The sequence below is a fragment of the Actinopolymorpha sp. B9G3 genome (genome assembly GCF_040120725.1).
GTDB lineage: Bacteria > Actinomycetota > Actinomycetes > Propionibacteriales > Actinopolymorphaceae > Thermasporomyces.
In genome coordinates this window covers 166,311-181,670 of sequence record NZ_JBEEAB010000016.1, presented here as the reverse complement: position 1 = coordinate 181,670, position 15,360 = coordinate 166,311, and the positions used below count along the sequence as shown (strand labels likewise).

Below are 15,360 nucleotides of genomic sequence, written 5' to 3'. Positions count from 1 at the left end.
CCAGTGCAGCATCGGCCAGTGCAGCATCGGCCAGTGCAGCATCGGCCAGTGCAGCATCGGCCAGTGCAGCATCGGCCAGTGCAGCATCGGCCAGTGCAGCATCGGCCAGTGCAGCATCGGCCAGTGCAGCATCGGCCAGTGCGGCCGGGCCAGGCCCTACGCGTCGGGGTTGATGTCGTGTCGGCGCAGCAGGTCCCGGAGGCGGGAGACCTCGGAGGCAAGGCGTTCTGTCTCGGCCCGGAGCCGGTCGTTGTCGTCGAGCATCGCCATTGTCTCGCGCAGGATCAGGTTTCGCCGTCCGCCGGGCTTGTCGGACCCGAGTACGGACTCGCGCACCATCTCGGCAACACTTTCCTCCCATGCCGTCTCCAGCGCCGTTTCCATACCACTGGGAGGAACGGTGCCGCGGTGGGCCTCGAGGCGCTCGAGGACCTTCGCGCGGGCGGCGTCGAGGCTGACGCCGAGCTTCACCAGCGCCTGCATGGCGACGCCCTCCCCTTCACGGATCAGGCCGAGCAGAACATGTTCGGTGCCGATGTAGTTGGTGCCGAGCTGGATCGACTCACGGAGGGCGAGCTCGAGCACCTTCTTCGCTCGTGGCGTGAACGGAATGTGCCCGCCCGGTGCGTGCTTGCCCCGCCCGACGATCTCCTCGACCTGGGCACGGACGGCTTCCGTCGTGATGCCGAGGCTCTCGAGCGCCTTGACGGCCACGCCCTCGCCCTCGTGGGTGAGGCCCAGAAGGATGTGCTCGGTGCCGATGTAGTTGTGGTTGAGCATCCGGGCCTCTTCCTGGGCCAGGACGGTTGCCCGCCTTGCGCGGTCGGTGAACCTCTCGAACATCCCGCCACGTCTCCCCTCGGTTGTCCGTACGGCATGAACCTGCGGATCGAACTCGCCCAGCTCGGCCGGACTCATCCTCGATTCCGTGCCCGTGCGAGGACGGCCGGTACGAAGTGGCCGCAGCAGCGCGCGAAGCTGGTTGTCCACGCGCGCGATGCGCCGTTTCGTGATGTCCTCGGACGACGCTCCGGCGGCGATCGAGTCGAGGAGTCGGTTGACGCCGGCGACGTCGTCGAGGTCGAGGTCCCATCCGTTCAGGGCGAGGAACTGCAGCGTCGTCGCGAGCGCGATGCGGCGGTTGCGCCGCGGGTACGGACGTCGCCGAACGAGGCCGACAAGCAGACTCGCCGCAGCGGGTACGGCGCCTGCTCCGGTGTGCGGTGCTCGCGCATCCACGAGCGTCTCTTCGACACCGTCGACATCTGCCAGCTCGACGATCGTCTCGGACGAGCACCCGAGTACGTGTGCGGCGATGGCCAGCGCGGCCGGCAGGTCGAGGTGGATCACTCGTCGTCCTCCCGCAGCAGATCGAGCGTGCGCTGGTGCCGCGCCAGGCTCTCCTCGAGCAGGGCGGCGAAGCGCTTGTCGGTGCGGCGTTGCTGGACGAGTTCGGCGATCGCTTCGCGGGCGAGGTCGGACACCGAGCGACCTTCGACCTCGGCGATCGCCTGGAGTCGCTCCGCCAGCTCGGGATCGAGCCGGAGCAGCATGTTCTTTGTCGCCTTGACCATAGATAGCAAGATATCACGCTATCGATCCGGCGAGGGAGACCAATTCTCCGGCGGGAGTGGGCGGGTGTCCTCCTGCGGCGGAGTCCGGGGCGCGGCCCTGCGTTCGAGGCGCATCTCGACGACGTTGTAGCCCGCCACCGCCAACAGAAGAGACAGGGCGAGCGAGAACCCGTACCGGGTGTCGACGAGCCCGTCCGCGACGTCGGCCGGTACGTCGGAGTCCCGCAGCTTGGCGATCAGGTGGTCCTGAGCGACGGCCTGGTTGGCGATGAGCAGGACGACCGCGACGCACGCGACGACGCCGCGGACGAGCGGTGAGACCCTCGGCCGGGCAACCAGGGCGACGCCGCCGGCGACGACGAGGACAGTGAGCAGGGCCAATGCCTGGATCGCGACGGGCTCGGCGTTCTCGTCCGGCGAAGGCTGGTCCGGCGGCAACCGGGGCGGATCAGATCCCGCCTCGCCCGGCTTCCCGGTCGTGATGTGCGGCTTGCCACCGATGACGAAGTCCCACCCGGTGTAGTCGGCGGTCATCACTCCGGTCTCCGCCTCACAGGAGACCGTGACAAAGGGGAACGAAAAGCAGACCAGGACGAGCGCGAATCCGACTGGACTGACCAACCGCTGCCTCCAACGCGAGCCGAATATCGCCATCTCCCACCGACTCTCCCTTCAGTTCCTTTCAGACCCCACCCAAGCGGTCCCCTTACGGCGGTTCCCACACCAAACGGCGACAGCGTACGCAATCGGGGCAGCTGAACGCGCACTCGAAGTGAACCGCGACGAATCCGCAGACACCTTCTACGATTGGACGATGGCCAACGGGGACGTCGGCACGACGCCCGGCCAGAAGGCGTCTCATCTGCGCGCGCAAGCTCGTCTTGACGGGCCCGCGGGGCATGAGGTCGTTCCTGTCCTCACCGGAATCCTCATGTCCGCGTGCCAGCTGACCGGCGCTGCGTTCGGTGTGGCGCTGGTGGGCGATTCGGACCATGGCGTCACCGATATCGCCTGCGCGGGGATCCCTGAGCAGAATCTCGGCGATGCGAATGGCGCACCCGGGTGGCACGCCTTTCTCGCAGCCCTCCTCGAGGCGCCGCAACCGCTGCTGCTGAAGGACGTCCGCGCACATCGCGCCAGCTACCACGTCCCGGACCGCCATCCCGCCATGACGAATCTGCTCGGTGCCCCCCTCCACCTGCGCGACGGCTCGTCCGGATACCTGTACGTCGCGAACAAGGCCGAGGGTGAGGAGTTCTCGCCCGAGGATGAGCGCACCGTCCTCACCCTCGCGGCCGCGGCCGGACTTGCCGTCCACGCACATCGCCTGGTCCGCAACAAGCCACGACGGCTCCGGTGGCTTGACGCCATCGCGGAACTCGTTCACCTGCTGCACGGGGACGTCGAACGGGAGACCGGACTCAGGTCGGTCGCCGACCTGCTGAGAGAAGCCGCGGGCGCGGACACCAGTGTGATCGCCTTGATCGACCCCGGGGACGAGGAGGGGCACGTGATCGTCGATGCCGCTTCGGGTCTTGGCGCGGAGCTGATGTCCGGCGCGCGTCTGCCGCGTACTCCCTTCCTCGACGAAGCGATCGACACGGACCGCCCGATCGTGAGTGACGACGTCACCCAAGACGTCCACCTTGCCCCGCCGATTCCGTGGGTACCAAGTCTGTCGGTGCTCGGCCCGGGCCTCTTCCTTCCCCTGAGGACGCCCACCACCTCGCTGGGAGCGATGTTCGTCGCCTGGCGACGGGACTCGCCACAGGTCCAGCATGTCGAGTCCATCGCGACGCTCGCCATCCCGTTCGCCCGGGCGGCCGCGCTCGTGCTCCAACGACACGATGACCAGCAGGTGCGGATCCGCCAGCAGCGGTGGATGGACGCGGGCGCGGAGATCACCCGGTTGCTGCTCGAGGAGGTCGCTCCGCACGAGGTGATGTCCACGGTGACCCGCCAGATCCGGAGCATCTCCGGTGCGGCGTACACCGCGATCGCACTGACCGACCACCTCGGCCCGCAGCGGACCGTGATCTTCGACGTCATCGACGGCCTTGGCCTGGAGCACGCCGCCGGCGTGCGGGTTCCGTGCCCGAACCCGCTCGCCATGGTGATCGAGTCGGGCCAGCCGATCATCGCCTCCGACATCTCCCGCGACGCGCGCTACGACCCGCCTCCGGCATGGCGGGACGCGCTCTCTGACCTCGGTCTGGTCATGTTCATGCCGCTCCAGACCCGGCGGGAGATCCAGGGCGCGCTCATCGTCGGCTGGCGCCGGGGATCGCCGGAGGAACGCATAGCCAGGAACGACGCACCGCTGGTGGAGTCGTTCGCGGACAAGATCGCCCTGTCTCTGCAGCGGGTGCGTACGAACGAGGACCGCGACCGCCGGCAGGGCTGGCTGGACGCGTGCGGGGAGCTGACCCGGCGGCTGGCGGGCGACGCGGACCAGGACGCGACCCTGCGTCGGGTGATCCGGCTGCTGCGGAAGGTGTCCGGGGCGGACTTCGGCGCCATCATCATGCTCGACCAGACGCCCCGCGACAGCGCTTCCCTCGTGATCCTCGAAGGGTACGGCGAGCGCCACTACACCCGGCACCAGATCTCGCACCGGGGCCTGGTGGCGGCCGCGATCGAGTCGGGTCGGATCTTCGTGAGCGAGGACTTCACCCAGGAGGAGGGCTACAATCCGCCACCGGAGATGGCGGACCAGCTCTCGTCCGTCGGCCTGGGCATGGTCATCCCGCTCGTCGCGTCAGGCGAGATCCTGGGTGCGTTGTTCGCCGGGTGGCGGCGCGGCTCTCCCCATGAACGTCCCGCCCGGCGCGAGGTCGCGCTGGTGGAGACCTTCGCCGACCAGACCGCGATCGCCTTGCAGCGAGGGCGCGTCCAGCTCGAACACGACCGCAGCGAACGGTGGCTGGAAGCGACCGCGGAGATGGCACGCCTGCTGATCGGCGAGGTCGACCGCGACGAGGCGATGGCCCTGGTGATCCGCCAGCTTCGCGGGATCTCCGGCGCCGACGTCGGCGGTGTCCTACTCGTCGACCCGATCGATCCGACCTCGATGCGGGTCGTGGACTTCCGGGGTCCCGGTATCCCGCCCGTCTCTCCCGACGCACGGAGCCCGCGGATCGGCCTGGTCGCCCGCGTCATCGAGACAGGTCAACCGTTCGTCAGCGAGGACTATCCCCACCAGCCTGGTCACAATCCGCCCGCGGAATGGCGTGACGCCCTGTCGAAGATGGGTCTCGGCATGATCATGCCGCTCACCGCGGGCGACGAGGTGCTGGGTGTGTTGTTCGCCGGCTGGCTGCGTGACTCACCCCACGCGGCCGCAGCGCGGGAGGAGTCCACGGAGGTGCAGACGGTCGCCGACCTGGCGGCTCTCGCTCTGCAGCGCGTCCGGGCGCAGGACGACAGGGAACGGGTGCACCTGCTCGAGGACCGCGAGCTGATCGCGTACAAGCTCCACGACGCCGTGCTGCAACGTCTCTTCGCCGTCGGACTGCGCCTGCACAGCGCCTCTGCGGTAAGCACCGAGCCGCCGGTGCAACACCGCCTGCGGCAGGCGGTCGACGACCTCGAGGCGACCACCGACCGGGTGCGGTCGACGATCGAACATCTCTCCGGCGACGGGTCCGACCCCGACGGCACGTCCGACACCGACGGTCGGTCCAACGGCGCCGCCGGCTGAACCGTCCTCACGGCAACCGGCCGTACCGGCGCAGGGTGAACGTGTTGAGCAGGGCGGAGAGTACGAGGACGACGCCCAAGGCGAGGAGCTGGTACTGGCTGCCTTCGGATCCCTCGAACGCGAGCAGCAGCCCGGCGTTGAGCCAGGTCACCAACAGCGCGGCGACGACCACACCGCCAACCGTCCCGACTCCACCCTGGATCGCCACACCGCCGAGGACCGCGATGGTGATGGCGGGCAGGGCCATGCCGTTGCCGACCGTGCCGGCGTCGGGCCGCGCGGAGGCGAACTGTGCCACTGTGACCACGGCCACGATCCCGGCGAGCAGGCCGGCGCCGGCGTAGGCCGTGAAGCGCACACGCGGCACCGACAGGGAGGCGAACGTCGCCGCCACGTCGTTCGTACCGACGGCGTAGAGCTTCCGGCCGTACGTCGCGCGGTTGACCGCCAACCACATCAGGACGACGCAGGGCAACAGGATCGTGAAGACCTGGCGGGGTACGAAAAGGCCGCCCAGCTCGACCGGCCGGGCCAGTCCGGTCAGGTCCTGCACCGGCCGGTTGGAGATCGGCGCGTTGTCGTTGCTGACCAGGGCGATCGAGGAGTACGCATAGTAGGTCGCGAGGGTCGCGATCAACGGCGGTACGCGAACGTACGCCGTCAAGAAGCCGTTGACAGCGCCCAGCAGCGTACCGACGGCCAGGCACACCGCCACCGCGGTCAGCACCGGCATGCCCCACACGCCGACACAGAAGCCGAACGCCATCCCCGCCAGGCTGACGATCGCGCCCACCGACAGGTCGATGCCGCCCCGTCCCGACACGATGACGAGCAGCTCGGCGAGCGCCAGCACGCACAGCGGTACGAAGGACTCCAGGGCCGAGGCGAGGTAGCCGGCGTCGTAGGGCGCGACGAGGTAGAGGTTCGCGTCCAGCACCATGAACCACCCGACGACCACCACCAGCAGGACCGTCAGCAGTACGACGCGTTCGGTGAGGACGTACTCCACCAGGCGGCCGGGCCAGGTGTGTCGGCGATGCGTCGCCGTCGCGGCGGGCGTCATCGTGGCTCCCTCCGCCGGGCGCGTACCAGGTCCACGCCGACCGCCACGAGGATGAAGATCCCGACGAAGAGCGTCGTCAGCTCGCTGCGCCAGCCGAGGAGGGTCACCGCACTGGTGACGGTCCCGACGAGGAGGGCACCGAGCATGGTGCCGAGCACGGTGCCGCGCCCTCCGACGATGCTGGTGCCGCCGATGACGACGGCCGCGATCACCTGCAGCTCGAGCCCTTCGCCCGCGTTCTGGCTGACCAGGCCGCCGCTGCCGATCAGTACGCAGCCGGCCAGACCGACCAGCGCACCGGTGAGGACGTAGGCGAAGAGCTGCCGGCGTCGCACCCGCACACCGGCGAGGCGGGCGGCCCACGCGTCACCGCCGATCGCGTAGAGGTGGCGACCGGTCGGCCACGACCGCATGTACCACCACATCGCGGCCGCGAGGACGGCTGCGGCGAGCCAGGCGTTCGGCAGGCCGGTGAGCCTTCCGGCGGCACCGCCGCCGGCGAACGCCAGCGTGTCCGGTACACCGGTGACCTGGCGGTTGTCGAAGATCCGCAGCGCGACGAAGCGGAAGATGTTCAGGGTCGCGAACGTCACGATGATCGGATGGATCCGGCCGAACGCGACCAGCCCGCCGTTGACCAGCCCGAGCACCGCACCCAGTGCGACGGCGACGCCCACCGCGGCCGGCGCCGGGATGCCCACGTCACGGATCAGCTTGGCGACCACCACCATGACGACCGCGACCGCGCTCCCCACCGAGACGTCGATGCCGGCCGTCACGATGACCGCCGTCATCCCGATGCCGATCAAGGCGATGGGCGCGACGTTGAACAGGATCGCCCGCAGGTTCGTGCCGGTGAAGAACGTGTCGGTGGCGAACCCGAGCGCCAACCACAACCCGGCGATCACGACCAGAAGAGCGATCTCCTGACCTTCGACCAGTCGGGCCGCGGCGCGCGGTCGGAGCCGAACCGCGATCGTCGTCACGGGTCCACCCCCTCGCGAGCCGCCGCTGCCAGGGGCTCCGTCATGGGCGCCGCCGTGGGCGCCGCCGTGGGCGCCGCCGTGGGCGCCGTCGTGGGCGCCGCCGTGGGCGCCGCCGTGGGCGCCGCCGTGGGCGCCGCCGTGGGCGCCGCCGTGGGCGCCGTCGTGGGCGCCGTCGTGGGCGCCGTCGTGGGCGCCGTCGTGGGCGCCGTCATGCGTCCACGCTCGGCAGATGACCACGCTGAGCATGGCTCTCGGCGATGGCGCCCGCCGCGGCGGCGAGCACGTCGGCCTGCCGCGCGCCCCGGGCGAACTCCGCCACGATCCGGCCCTGGCGTACGACGAGAATCCGGGCGGCGAGCCGCAGTACCTCGAGGAGATCGCTCGACACCACGACAGTCGCCATGCCCGCGGCCGCCAACTCCGCGACGATCGCGTAGATCTCCTCCTTCGCGCCCACGTCGACGCCCTGGGTCGGCTCCTCGAGGAGCAGCACCTGTGGGGACCGGACCAGCTGCCGAGCGATCAGCGTCTTCTGCTGGTTGCCACCGGACAGTGCGGCCACCGGCGTCTGCGGTCCGCGGGCGCGGATGCGGAGCCGGTCGACCAGCTCACGGGCGACGCGGTTCTCGCGCCCGCGGTCGAGCCAGCCGGGCAGCCGGGACAGGTGCCGCAGGTGCGCGCTGGAGAGGTTGAACGCGATCGACTTCGACGCGAACATCCCTTGCACGGAACGGTTTCCGGGCAGCAGGGCGATGCCCGCCCGGGCGGCGGAACGCGGCGACTTCAGGCGTACGACCCGACCGGCGACCGCGACCTCACCCTCGTGTGCGGGATCGACACCGAACAGCGACCGGGCGATGTCACCGGTCCCGGAACCGACGAGACCGTAGAGCGCGACCACCTCGCCGGGGGCCACGGAGATGTCGACGCCCGCGAAGCGCCCGGCGCGGCCCAGCGCACGGACCCGCAGTGCCGGCCCTGACGCTGCCGATTGCTCGCCTTCCTCCGTTCCTCCGTTCTGGCCGGCGTCTGGCTGCGCGGTTTCCTCGTCCTCACCGTCGGGGACGGTCGCCAGCTCGTGGCCGACCATCAGCTCGGCGACGACGCGCACCGCCAGGTCCTCGGTCGACCGGCTGGCGACCACCCGGCCGTCGCGCAGCACCGTCACCCGGTCACCGATCCGGCTCAGCTCGTCGAGCCGGTGGCTGATGTAGATGATTCCCATGCCCGCGTCCCGGAGGTTGCGTACGACGTCGAAGAGGACGTCGATCTCCCGGCCGGTGAGGATCGCGGACGGCTCGTCGAGGATGAGGATGCGGGCGTCGTGGGCGAACGCCTTCGCGATCGACACCAACTGCTGCTCGGCCACCGGTAGGTCAGCCACCCGGACGCCGGCGATGGCCGGGTCGACACCGAGCTGGCGCAGGAGTTCGGTGACCCGGTGCCGCTGCGTCGGCCAGTCCACCCGCCCGATCCGGCGACGTCGTCGACCCCAGTGGTCGGTGCCCGGTGTGCTCGCGTCGCCGCGGCGGATCTCCCTGCCCAGAAAGACGTTCTCGGCGACGGTGAGCTCCCCGAACAGGTGCGGCTCCTGGTAGACCGTCGCCACGCCGGCACTGATCGAGGCCTGGGTGCTGCCGCCGGCGAGGGGTACGCCGTCGACCACGACCGTGCCCGCGTCCGCGCTCTCGGCGCCAGAAATGATCTTGATCAGGGTGGACTTGCCGGCGCCGTTCTCACCGACGAGTGCGTGGACCTCGCCACCGCGAACGTCGAAGTCGACGCCGCGCAGTGCGTGCACGCCGCCGTAGCGTTTGACGATGCCGGACAACCGCAGCAGGGCCTCGTCCGGTTCGTGCTCGGGCGTGCTTTCCTGGTCTAAGGCAGGTTCGTCGCCGGATCCCCGCTCCAGGTCGGAGGCAGGTTCCTTGCCGGATGCCCGCTCCTGGTCGAGGGCGCGCTCCGGGTCCGGCTCGGTGGCGTCCATGGCGTGCCGGCCCGCTCAGTAGTCGTAGTCGCCGGCGTTGTCCTTGGTGATCAGCAGCGGATCACCGAGCAGGAGCATCTTCTCGTCGGGGAACCACTGCGCGTCCGGCACCGCGTCGGACAGCTCGCTGGTCGCGGACAGGTCCTCGCCCTTGCTCACCTTCAGCCCGGCCCAGGCGGTGAGGTAGCCGAGCCGCTCGACATCCCAGAGCACCGAGGTCGACGACGACCCGTCGGCCAGATAGCCCTCCATCCCCTGCGGGGTGCCGAGCCCGACGGTGAAGACCTTGCCGATCCTGCCGTTCTCGCGTACCGCCTTGGCCACTGCGGGAGCCGACGACGTGCACTGGCCGACCAGCCCGGTGAGGTCGGGGTGGGCGTTCATCAGGTCCTTCGCCATCGACACGGCGCGCGGTTCGTCCTCACCGGCGTACACCACGTCGACGAGTTCGAGCTCCGGGTACTTCTCCGCCGCAACCTTCTTCTCCACCTCGATCCAGGAGTTCAGGTTCGCGGCGGTCTGTCCGCAGGACACGATCGCGAACTTGCCCTTCTCGCCCATGGCCGCGGCGAGCGAGTCGATGATGGCGGTGCCGATGCCGTCGGCGGTGGCCTGGTTGACGAACACCTCGCGGACCGAGTTGGGCGCGTCGGTGTCCGACGTCATCACGTGGATGCCACGGTCCTTCGCCTGTTGGAGGACGGGCGCGAGCGAGTCCGGGTCGTTCGGCGCGACCACGAGGACGTCCACCCGCTGCTGGATCAGGGACTTCACGATGTCGGTCTGGGCGCCCGGATCGGCCGTCGTCCCGCCCTTGTAGATCCAGCGCAGGCCGAGCTCCTTCGCGGCCTTCTCGCCGCCGGCGTTCATCGCCTCGAAGTACGGGATGCCCTGCAGCTTCGGCACGAACGCGACGCTCACCTTGTCCGCTCCCCCGGAATCCCCGGAGGTCGTGGTGTCCGTCTTCTTCGTACACCCGGCCAGTGCCGCTGCCATCACAAGCGCCGCGACCATGGACAGCACCAGCGCCGTGCGAGATCTGCGTCCACGCATCGTCTGACATCTCCTCCACTGATCAGCCGTCAAGGGGCCAGCCGTCACCAGGGCACGCCGGGTCCAGGCAGCGCAGGGTCCAGGCAGCGCAAGGTCCACGATCGCAACCAAGCCGCTACCGTGCGAGGTTTTCGGACAAACCGGTCCGCTTGCGGTCCAATCGGGCGCTCGGCTCCGCGGGGTCCCCCAGGTCAGGTGCGCAGCTTCGCCACCGTGACGACGATGGCCACCGAGAAGTCGGCCGCGAAGGCGCGTGGGCTGTCATACCCGATCGCCGCGAGTCGGTCGCCGTACTTCTCGACGTATGCCGGAATGGTGTCGAGGCCCGGGTAGGACGGGTCGGCAACCGCCTCACCCTCGAGCCGGATCACGTCCCACCCGAGGCGGGTGTCGTCGAGGCCGAGCGCGACGTACGGATGGACTGCGAGGTTGCGCAGCTTCGGCGTGCGCGGCCTGCTGTAGATCAGAATCTCGTCGCCGGTCCAGAGGTACCAGATGGGCACGCAGTCGGGCCGTCCGCTCGGGCGCACGGTCGTGAACCAGGCGATGACGTCGTCCCGCAGTCGCGCCTCGACCTCCGCTCGCCGCTCGGGCGTGAGCCCTTCCAGGATGTCCATCGCGGTCTCCTTCACACCTTGGTTGTCCACCCACGACAGACTGGCGCGTCAAGTGCACTTCAGGTCAAGGTCGGTGGCGAGGACCAGGAGCGTGACCGCCTGAGCCTCGGAAGCTGCCCGCTATTGTCGGCCGGAGTCTGACGGCCCCGACCCGAGAGGAAGCGCCCGCGCCGTGCCCACACTCCCAAACGCCGACTCTTCCGCTGGCGATTCGCTCGTCGGCGATCCTTCCGCCGTCGGTTCCGCCGCCGTCGGTTCCGCCGTCGGTTCCGCCGTCGGTTCCGCCGTCGGTTCCGCCGCCGAAGTCTGGTTGGCGAAGGCGTACGTCGAACCGGCGGTCCACACGCTGCGTCCGGACTACCGCGCACTCCTCGTCCTCGCGGAGGGTCTCGTCCCCGGGCCCAGCGACGACGTGAGCGACCGGCTGCTGGCCGCCGCCACCGCGAAGGCGCGGCAACGGCTGGGCGATGGTGGTGTCGACGGGGACCTCCACGTCGCCGCGTGGCGGGAGGCGTTCCGCTCCTTCGGCGCCAAGCCGAAGCGGACCCGGTCCAGCGTCGAGGCGCTCCTGCGACGGCTCGACGACGGCCTGCCCCGCATCGACCGGCTGACCGACACCTACAACGCCGTCTCGATCGCGTATGCGGTGCCGGTCGGCGGCGAGGACATCGACCACTACGAAGGGCCCCTGCGGCTGGTCCGGGCGACGGGCGAGGAGTCGTTCGACACCGTTGACAAGGGCGAGCCCGCCGTGGACCACCCCAACCCCGGCGAAGTGGTCTGGCGCGACGACGCGGGCGTCACCTGTCGGCGCTGGAACTGGCGGCAGTGCGTCCGTACCCGGCTCACCGGGACTACGACGCGGGCCGTTTTCGTGCTCGACGCACTGGCGCCGATGGACGACGATGCCGTCCACGCCGCCGGTGCGGCGCTCGCCGAGGCCCTGCGGACCACCAGCCCGGACGTACGCCTGACATCGCGGCTGCTCGCCCACGTCGCGACCTGAACCCCCCACCCATCCGGACTACGGGGAGCTACGGGGTTCCGGTGAGCAGGTCGCGGATGGCCTGGACGTAGCGTTCCTGACCGGATTGCGAACGTACGAAGGCCCGCCCTTCCTCGCTCTGGCGCCGGTACAGCGTCGGGTTCTCGCAGAGCCGCCGGACCAGCGCCACGACGTCGCGGGCGAAGCAGTAGAGCGCGCCGTCGCCGAACGTCTCGGCGTACGCGTGCGGGAGGACGGCCACGGCACCACTCGCCATCGCCTCGAGGATCGCCCGGTAGGGCGCGCCGACGCGGGCCGGATGTGGGAAGTAGACGAAGAAGTCGATGCCGGCCAGGAACTGCCTGGCATCGAGGTCACCGTCCGGGCGTACGTCCCAGTTCGGCGGCGGCTCTGCCAGGCCGAGGATGCCGAGCGGCACGTCGGCGCCGCCGAGGATGCGGACGTCGACGCCTGAGTTCTCGCCGTCGACCGGATAGCAGCGCAGCAGCGACTCGCGGGACCGCGGCCACTCCAGAGCGTCACCGCCGACATGGCGCCCGATCACCGGGCGCGGGTTCTGCACAGAGTCCCTCGGCGACCACCACGCGTCGGCGTCCACGAACGGCGGAAGATCCCACCCGGCCAGGGAGTCGGCGGGAACGAGTGGAGCGAGCTGCCGCCGCACGTCCGCTGCCTGCGGAACCCAGATCGCATCCTTGCCGAACAGGTCCCGGACGTTCGCGTCACTGCGGGTCAGCTCGTAACGGTGGTGTGAGCCGTCCGAGGCGTACGGCGCCCCGTCGACCATGATCGCCACCCGTTCGGCGCGCAGGCGTACCGGTCCGCCCGGTGCGAACTGGAGGACTTCCGGGTCACCGATGACGAGCACTCCGACGTCCGCGTCCTCCTCGAGCGCGATCTGGTCCACCGTCGCTTCGTTGAGGAACGCCTGCACCGGTTCGCACGGGCCGAGCATGGCGGCGGTCATTCCCCGCATGGCCTCGAGCGGGACGACCGCCACCCGGAACCCCTGCGCCAACAGGGCTCGAGCCTCCTCGAGCAAGGCGCGTTGCCGCGGGCCGTGCTGCCGCCAGTCGCCGGCGAACGCGACGTCGTACCGGACCGCGCCCGTCTCCCGCCGCGACCTGAAGTCGCGCGGCACCGGAAAGGCACGTGCCAGACCGCCCGCGATGACGAACGGACTCGCCTCGCCGTTCGCGATGTCCTGGTGCCAGTGGGCGTAGGCATGCCGGTACGCCCGCCGTGCCGGGGCGTGCCAGCCCGGGCGGAAGTCGCTCCGCGAGAGGGACGCCGTACGCCGTCGTACGACCGCGAGGGGCGCGGGGTCGATGTCGGTGACCCGTTCACCGAACACGGTGAGCAGCCGCTGGAAATGCTCGGAGTCCGCCGCCTTGCGTACCGGGTCGAAGTAGCCGACGCGATCCATCACCTCGCGGCGCCGGAACATCAGCGAGGAGCTGTTGGGACGCGTCGGGAGATAGCCGAGCTGGTTGAACTCGAGCTGGTCCGAGACGCGGACACACGTACTCCTCGTCGCTACCAGGTGCTCCTGCGCGATGAGCGGCTCGACCTGGCGCTGGATCCGCCGCGGATGCGACCAGTCGTCGGAGTCCTGGAACGTCACGAACTCCCCGCGGGCGAGGTCGAGGCCGGTGTTGCGGGCGGGATAGGTGCCGCGGTTGGCGACCTCGCGAACGATCTTGATCCGTTCGTCCACGCCCTCCCAGCGGTCGAGTGCGGTCTGCCGGTCCTGCGGTGAGCCGTCGTCAACGATCACCAGCTCGAGGGACCGCCACGACTGTTCGAGGATCGACCGGACGGCGACGTCGAGCCCGTTGTCCGGACAGTACGTCGTCATCACCACGGAGACGAGCGGACCACTGAACACGCGTTCGCGCGCGCGGGCGTACAACCGGTCGAACGGAGCGACACGGCCCGCGGGTGCGAGCTCGATCGGCTCGAGACCTTCCCGGGCCAGGAGGCCATTGACGACGGCGAGCCAGGCCCTCTCGTCTCCCACCACCGAACCGGCGAACGGATTGAGCAGGTCGGCCTCGACATAAGGTCGGACGGCTGGACCGAGATTCGCCCGATCGATGAGCGTGTCCACCCGCGAATGGTGACCCATCTCGAACATCAGTTGCAGATAGACAAGACAGTGCACCGGCTTCCACATGCTCGACCCGTCCAGCCAGTCCGCGATTTCATACATCGTCGCCGCGTTGAGCTGGTCGAGCTTCGAGCCAGGTTGCAGTGCGGTCACCCGCGCCATGCTCAACAACCAGGCGACGTCGAGGCGCTCCAGAATCCGCAGGTGTGCCTTCCTGCGTACGGGTTCGCGACAAGCCTCGAGCAGGGACTCGAATTCGGCGTAGGTGTACTCACCGCCGGTCGCCGCGAATGCGAGGACGTCGCGCAACTGCGTCGAACCCGTGCGCAGGCAGGTCTCCTCCATCGCCCGGTGCCCAGGGGTCTCGGCGAGCACCGCCGTGGTCCAGACACTTCCACCGACAGCACCGTACGGTGTTTCCGCCGTGGCCGCCTTCGCGAAACTGGCCGGCGCCCGGGAACGCCCCGCGCGAATGAGATACCGCACGCCTCGAAAGGAAACGAAAGCCAACGCGAGAACGGCGACATGAAGGAACACGAGCCCGCCGACCAACAGCGTCCATTCATGGCGGAACAAACCTGTGAGAGCCACCGAGGTCGCTGATACCGCAAGGACGATGACAAGCCACTGGAAAACGGACAACCTGCGCCGGCCGTGCAGATAAGGCTGAAGGCGACGCCAAGCGGCGCGGGCGACCCTGACCATGCGTTCCCTCGAGTGTGCGCGGCCGGCACGACCCAGGTGGACGTCTCAATGAATTCCCCGTCATCGGCTCCCACAAACGACGCCAGCGGGCCGTCCCCGCGGTGAAAAGCCCTCCCGCTGTACGGAGATGTACGCACCGACGACGGCGGAACTCGCGCTGGCGGAAAAGCTGTTGAAATTCGTGGCGCCGCTGCCGATGATCGGTGGCTTGACGGTGGAACTGGGAGAATCCCTCCACGTTCCCGCGCGGCCGACACGAGGGGCGTTGTGTGCGCTGAGCATCCTGCTGGCCGTGATCCCGGTCGTCAGGTCAGCTACTGCTGGCGACTCCGCGAACTCATGAGCGCCCACGGCATGGTCGCCGCGACCGAACTCCAACCGCCGCTGGCCGCGCGCGGCATCCGGATCTCGGCCGTCGCCGCCTGGCGGCTCGTCACCCACCCGCCGACCCGGCTCTCGCTTCCGGTCCTCGCCGCGCTGTGCGACATTTTCGACTGCACCGCGGCGGACCTGATCCAGACCTCCGCGGTGGACTCCCGGCGTCCGCGTACGTAACGGA

Annotated in this window: 12 protein-coding genes and 1 pseudogene; 4 read left to right on the top strand and 9 right to left on the bottom strand. The window is 69.6% G+C overall.

The window, feature by feature from the left end; all coding sequences use genetic code 11:
* Positions 1-402: 402 nt before the first annotated feature.
* The 3 genes and pseudogenes from ABNF93_RS25085 to ABNF93_RS25075 all read right to left on the bottom strand — a co-directional run.
* Positions 403-843: pseudogene (locus tag ABNF93_RS25085) on the bottom strand (Clp protease N-terminal domain-containing protein); the annotation flags it as partial.
* Positions 844-1,346: 503 nt separating this feature from the next.
* A complete protein-coding gene (locus ABNF93_RS25080) occupies positions 1,347-1,574 on the bottom strand; it encodes a ribbon-helix-helix protein, CopG family (protein ID WP_349330625.1) in 228 nt (75 codons plus the stop codon).
* An 18-nt stretch (positions 1,575-1,592) separates the two neighbouring features.
* A complete protein-coding gene (locus tag ABNF93_RS25075; RefSeq protein WP_349330624.1) occupies positions 1,593-2,195 on the bottom strand; it encodes a hypothetical protein in 603 nt (200 codons plus the stop codon).
* Positions 2,196-2,388: 193 nt separating this feature from the next.
* On the opposite strand from ABNF93_RS25075, the gene ABNF93_RS25070 reads away from it, so the two are divergent.
* On the top strand, positions 2,389-5,274 hold the full coding sequence (locus ABNF93_RS25070; protein WP_349330623.1) for a GAF domain-containing protein: 2,886 nt from the start codon (positions 2,389-2,391) through the stop codon (positions 5,272-5,274).
* 7 nt (positions 5,275-5,281) lie between these two features.
* Here the strand turns inward: ABNF93_RS25070 and ABNF93_RS25065 are convergent, their stop codons facing one another.
* The 5 genes from ABNF93_RS25065 to ABNF93_RS25045 form a co-directional block, all read right to left on the bottom strand.
* Positions 5,282-6,337 (bottom strand): ABC transporter permease, encoded by a 1,056-nt coding sequence (locus tag ABNF93_RS25065; RefSeq protein WP_349330622.1) that lies wholly within the window; start codon positions 6,335-6,337, stop codon positions 5,282-5,284.
* Positions 6,334-7,569, bottom strand: a complete 1,236-nt coding sequence (locus ABNF93_RS25060) for an ABC transporter permease (RefSeq protein WP_349330621.1) — start codon at positions 7,567-7,569, stop codon at positions 6,334-6,336. The genes ABNF93_RS25065 and ABNF93_RS25060 overlap by 4 nt, the downstream gene beginning before the upstream one ends.
* Complete coding sequence (locus ABNF93_RS25055) at positions 7,532-9,310, bottom strand: sugar ABC transporter ATP-binding protein (protein WP_349330620.1); 1,779 nt, start codon at positions 9,308-9,310, stop codon at positions 7,532-7,534. The genes ABNF93_RS25060 and ABNF93_RS25055 overlap by 38 nt, the downstream gene beginning before the upstream one ends.
* Positions 9,311-9,325: 15 nt before the next feature.
* Entirely contained in the window at positions 9,326-10,363 is a 1,038-nt protein-coding gene (locus tag ABNF93_RS25050) for an autoinducer 2 ABC transporter substrate-binding protein (protein ID WP_349330619.1), read from the bottom strand.
* Between the two features lie 191 nt (positions 10,364-10,554).
* The gene (locus ABNF93_RS25045; RefSeq protein WP_349330618.1) at positions 10,555-11,010 is read right to left on the bottom strand and encodes a pyridoxamine 5'-phosphate oxidase family protein; all 456 of its coding nucleotides are present in this window, start codon (positions 11,008-11,010) and stop codon (positions 10,555-10,557) included.
* 280 nt (positions 11,011-11,290) lie between these two features.
* On the opposite strand from ABNF93_RS25045, the gene ABNF93_RS25040 reads away from it, so the two are divergent.
* Complete coding sequence (locus ABNF93_RS25040; protein ID WP_349330627.1) at positions 11,291-11,986, top strand: B3/B4 domain-containing protein; 696 nt, start codon at positions 11,291-11,293, stop codon at positions 11,984-11,986.
* 28 nt (positions 11,987-12,014) lie between these two features.
* Here the strand turns inward: ABNF93_RS25040 and ABNF93_RS25035 are convergent, their stop codons facing one another.
* Positions 12,015-14,687 carry a glycosyltransferase gene (locus tag ABNF93_RS25035; protein ID WP_349330617.1) on the bottom strand — a complete coding sequence of 891 codons (2,673 nt, stop codon included), beginning with the start codon at positions 14,685-14,687 and terminating at the stop codon, positions 12,015-12,017.
* Between the two features lie 241 nt (positions 14,688-14,928).
* Here ABNF93_RS25035 and ABNF93_RS25030 point away from each other — a divergent pair, with 241 nt between their 5' ends.
* Both ABNF93_RS25030 and ABNF93_RS25025 read left to right on the top strand, forming a co-directional pair.
* Positions 14,929-15,144, top strand: coding sequence for a hypothetical protein (locus ABNF93_RS25030; protein WP_349330616.1), 216 nt, complete (start codon positions 14,929-14,931; stop codon positions 15,142-15,144).
* A complete protein-coding gene (locus ABNF93_RS25025) occupies positions 15,141-15,356 on the top strand; it encodes a helix-turn-helix domain-containing protein (RefSeq protein ID WP_349330615.1) in 216 nt (71 codons plus the stop codon). The genes ABNF93_RS25030 and ABNF93_RS25025 overlap by 4 nt, the downstream gene beginning before the upstream one ends.
* Positions 15,357-15,360: the final 4 nt, after the last annotated feature.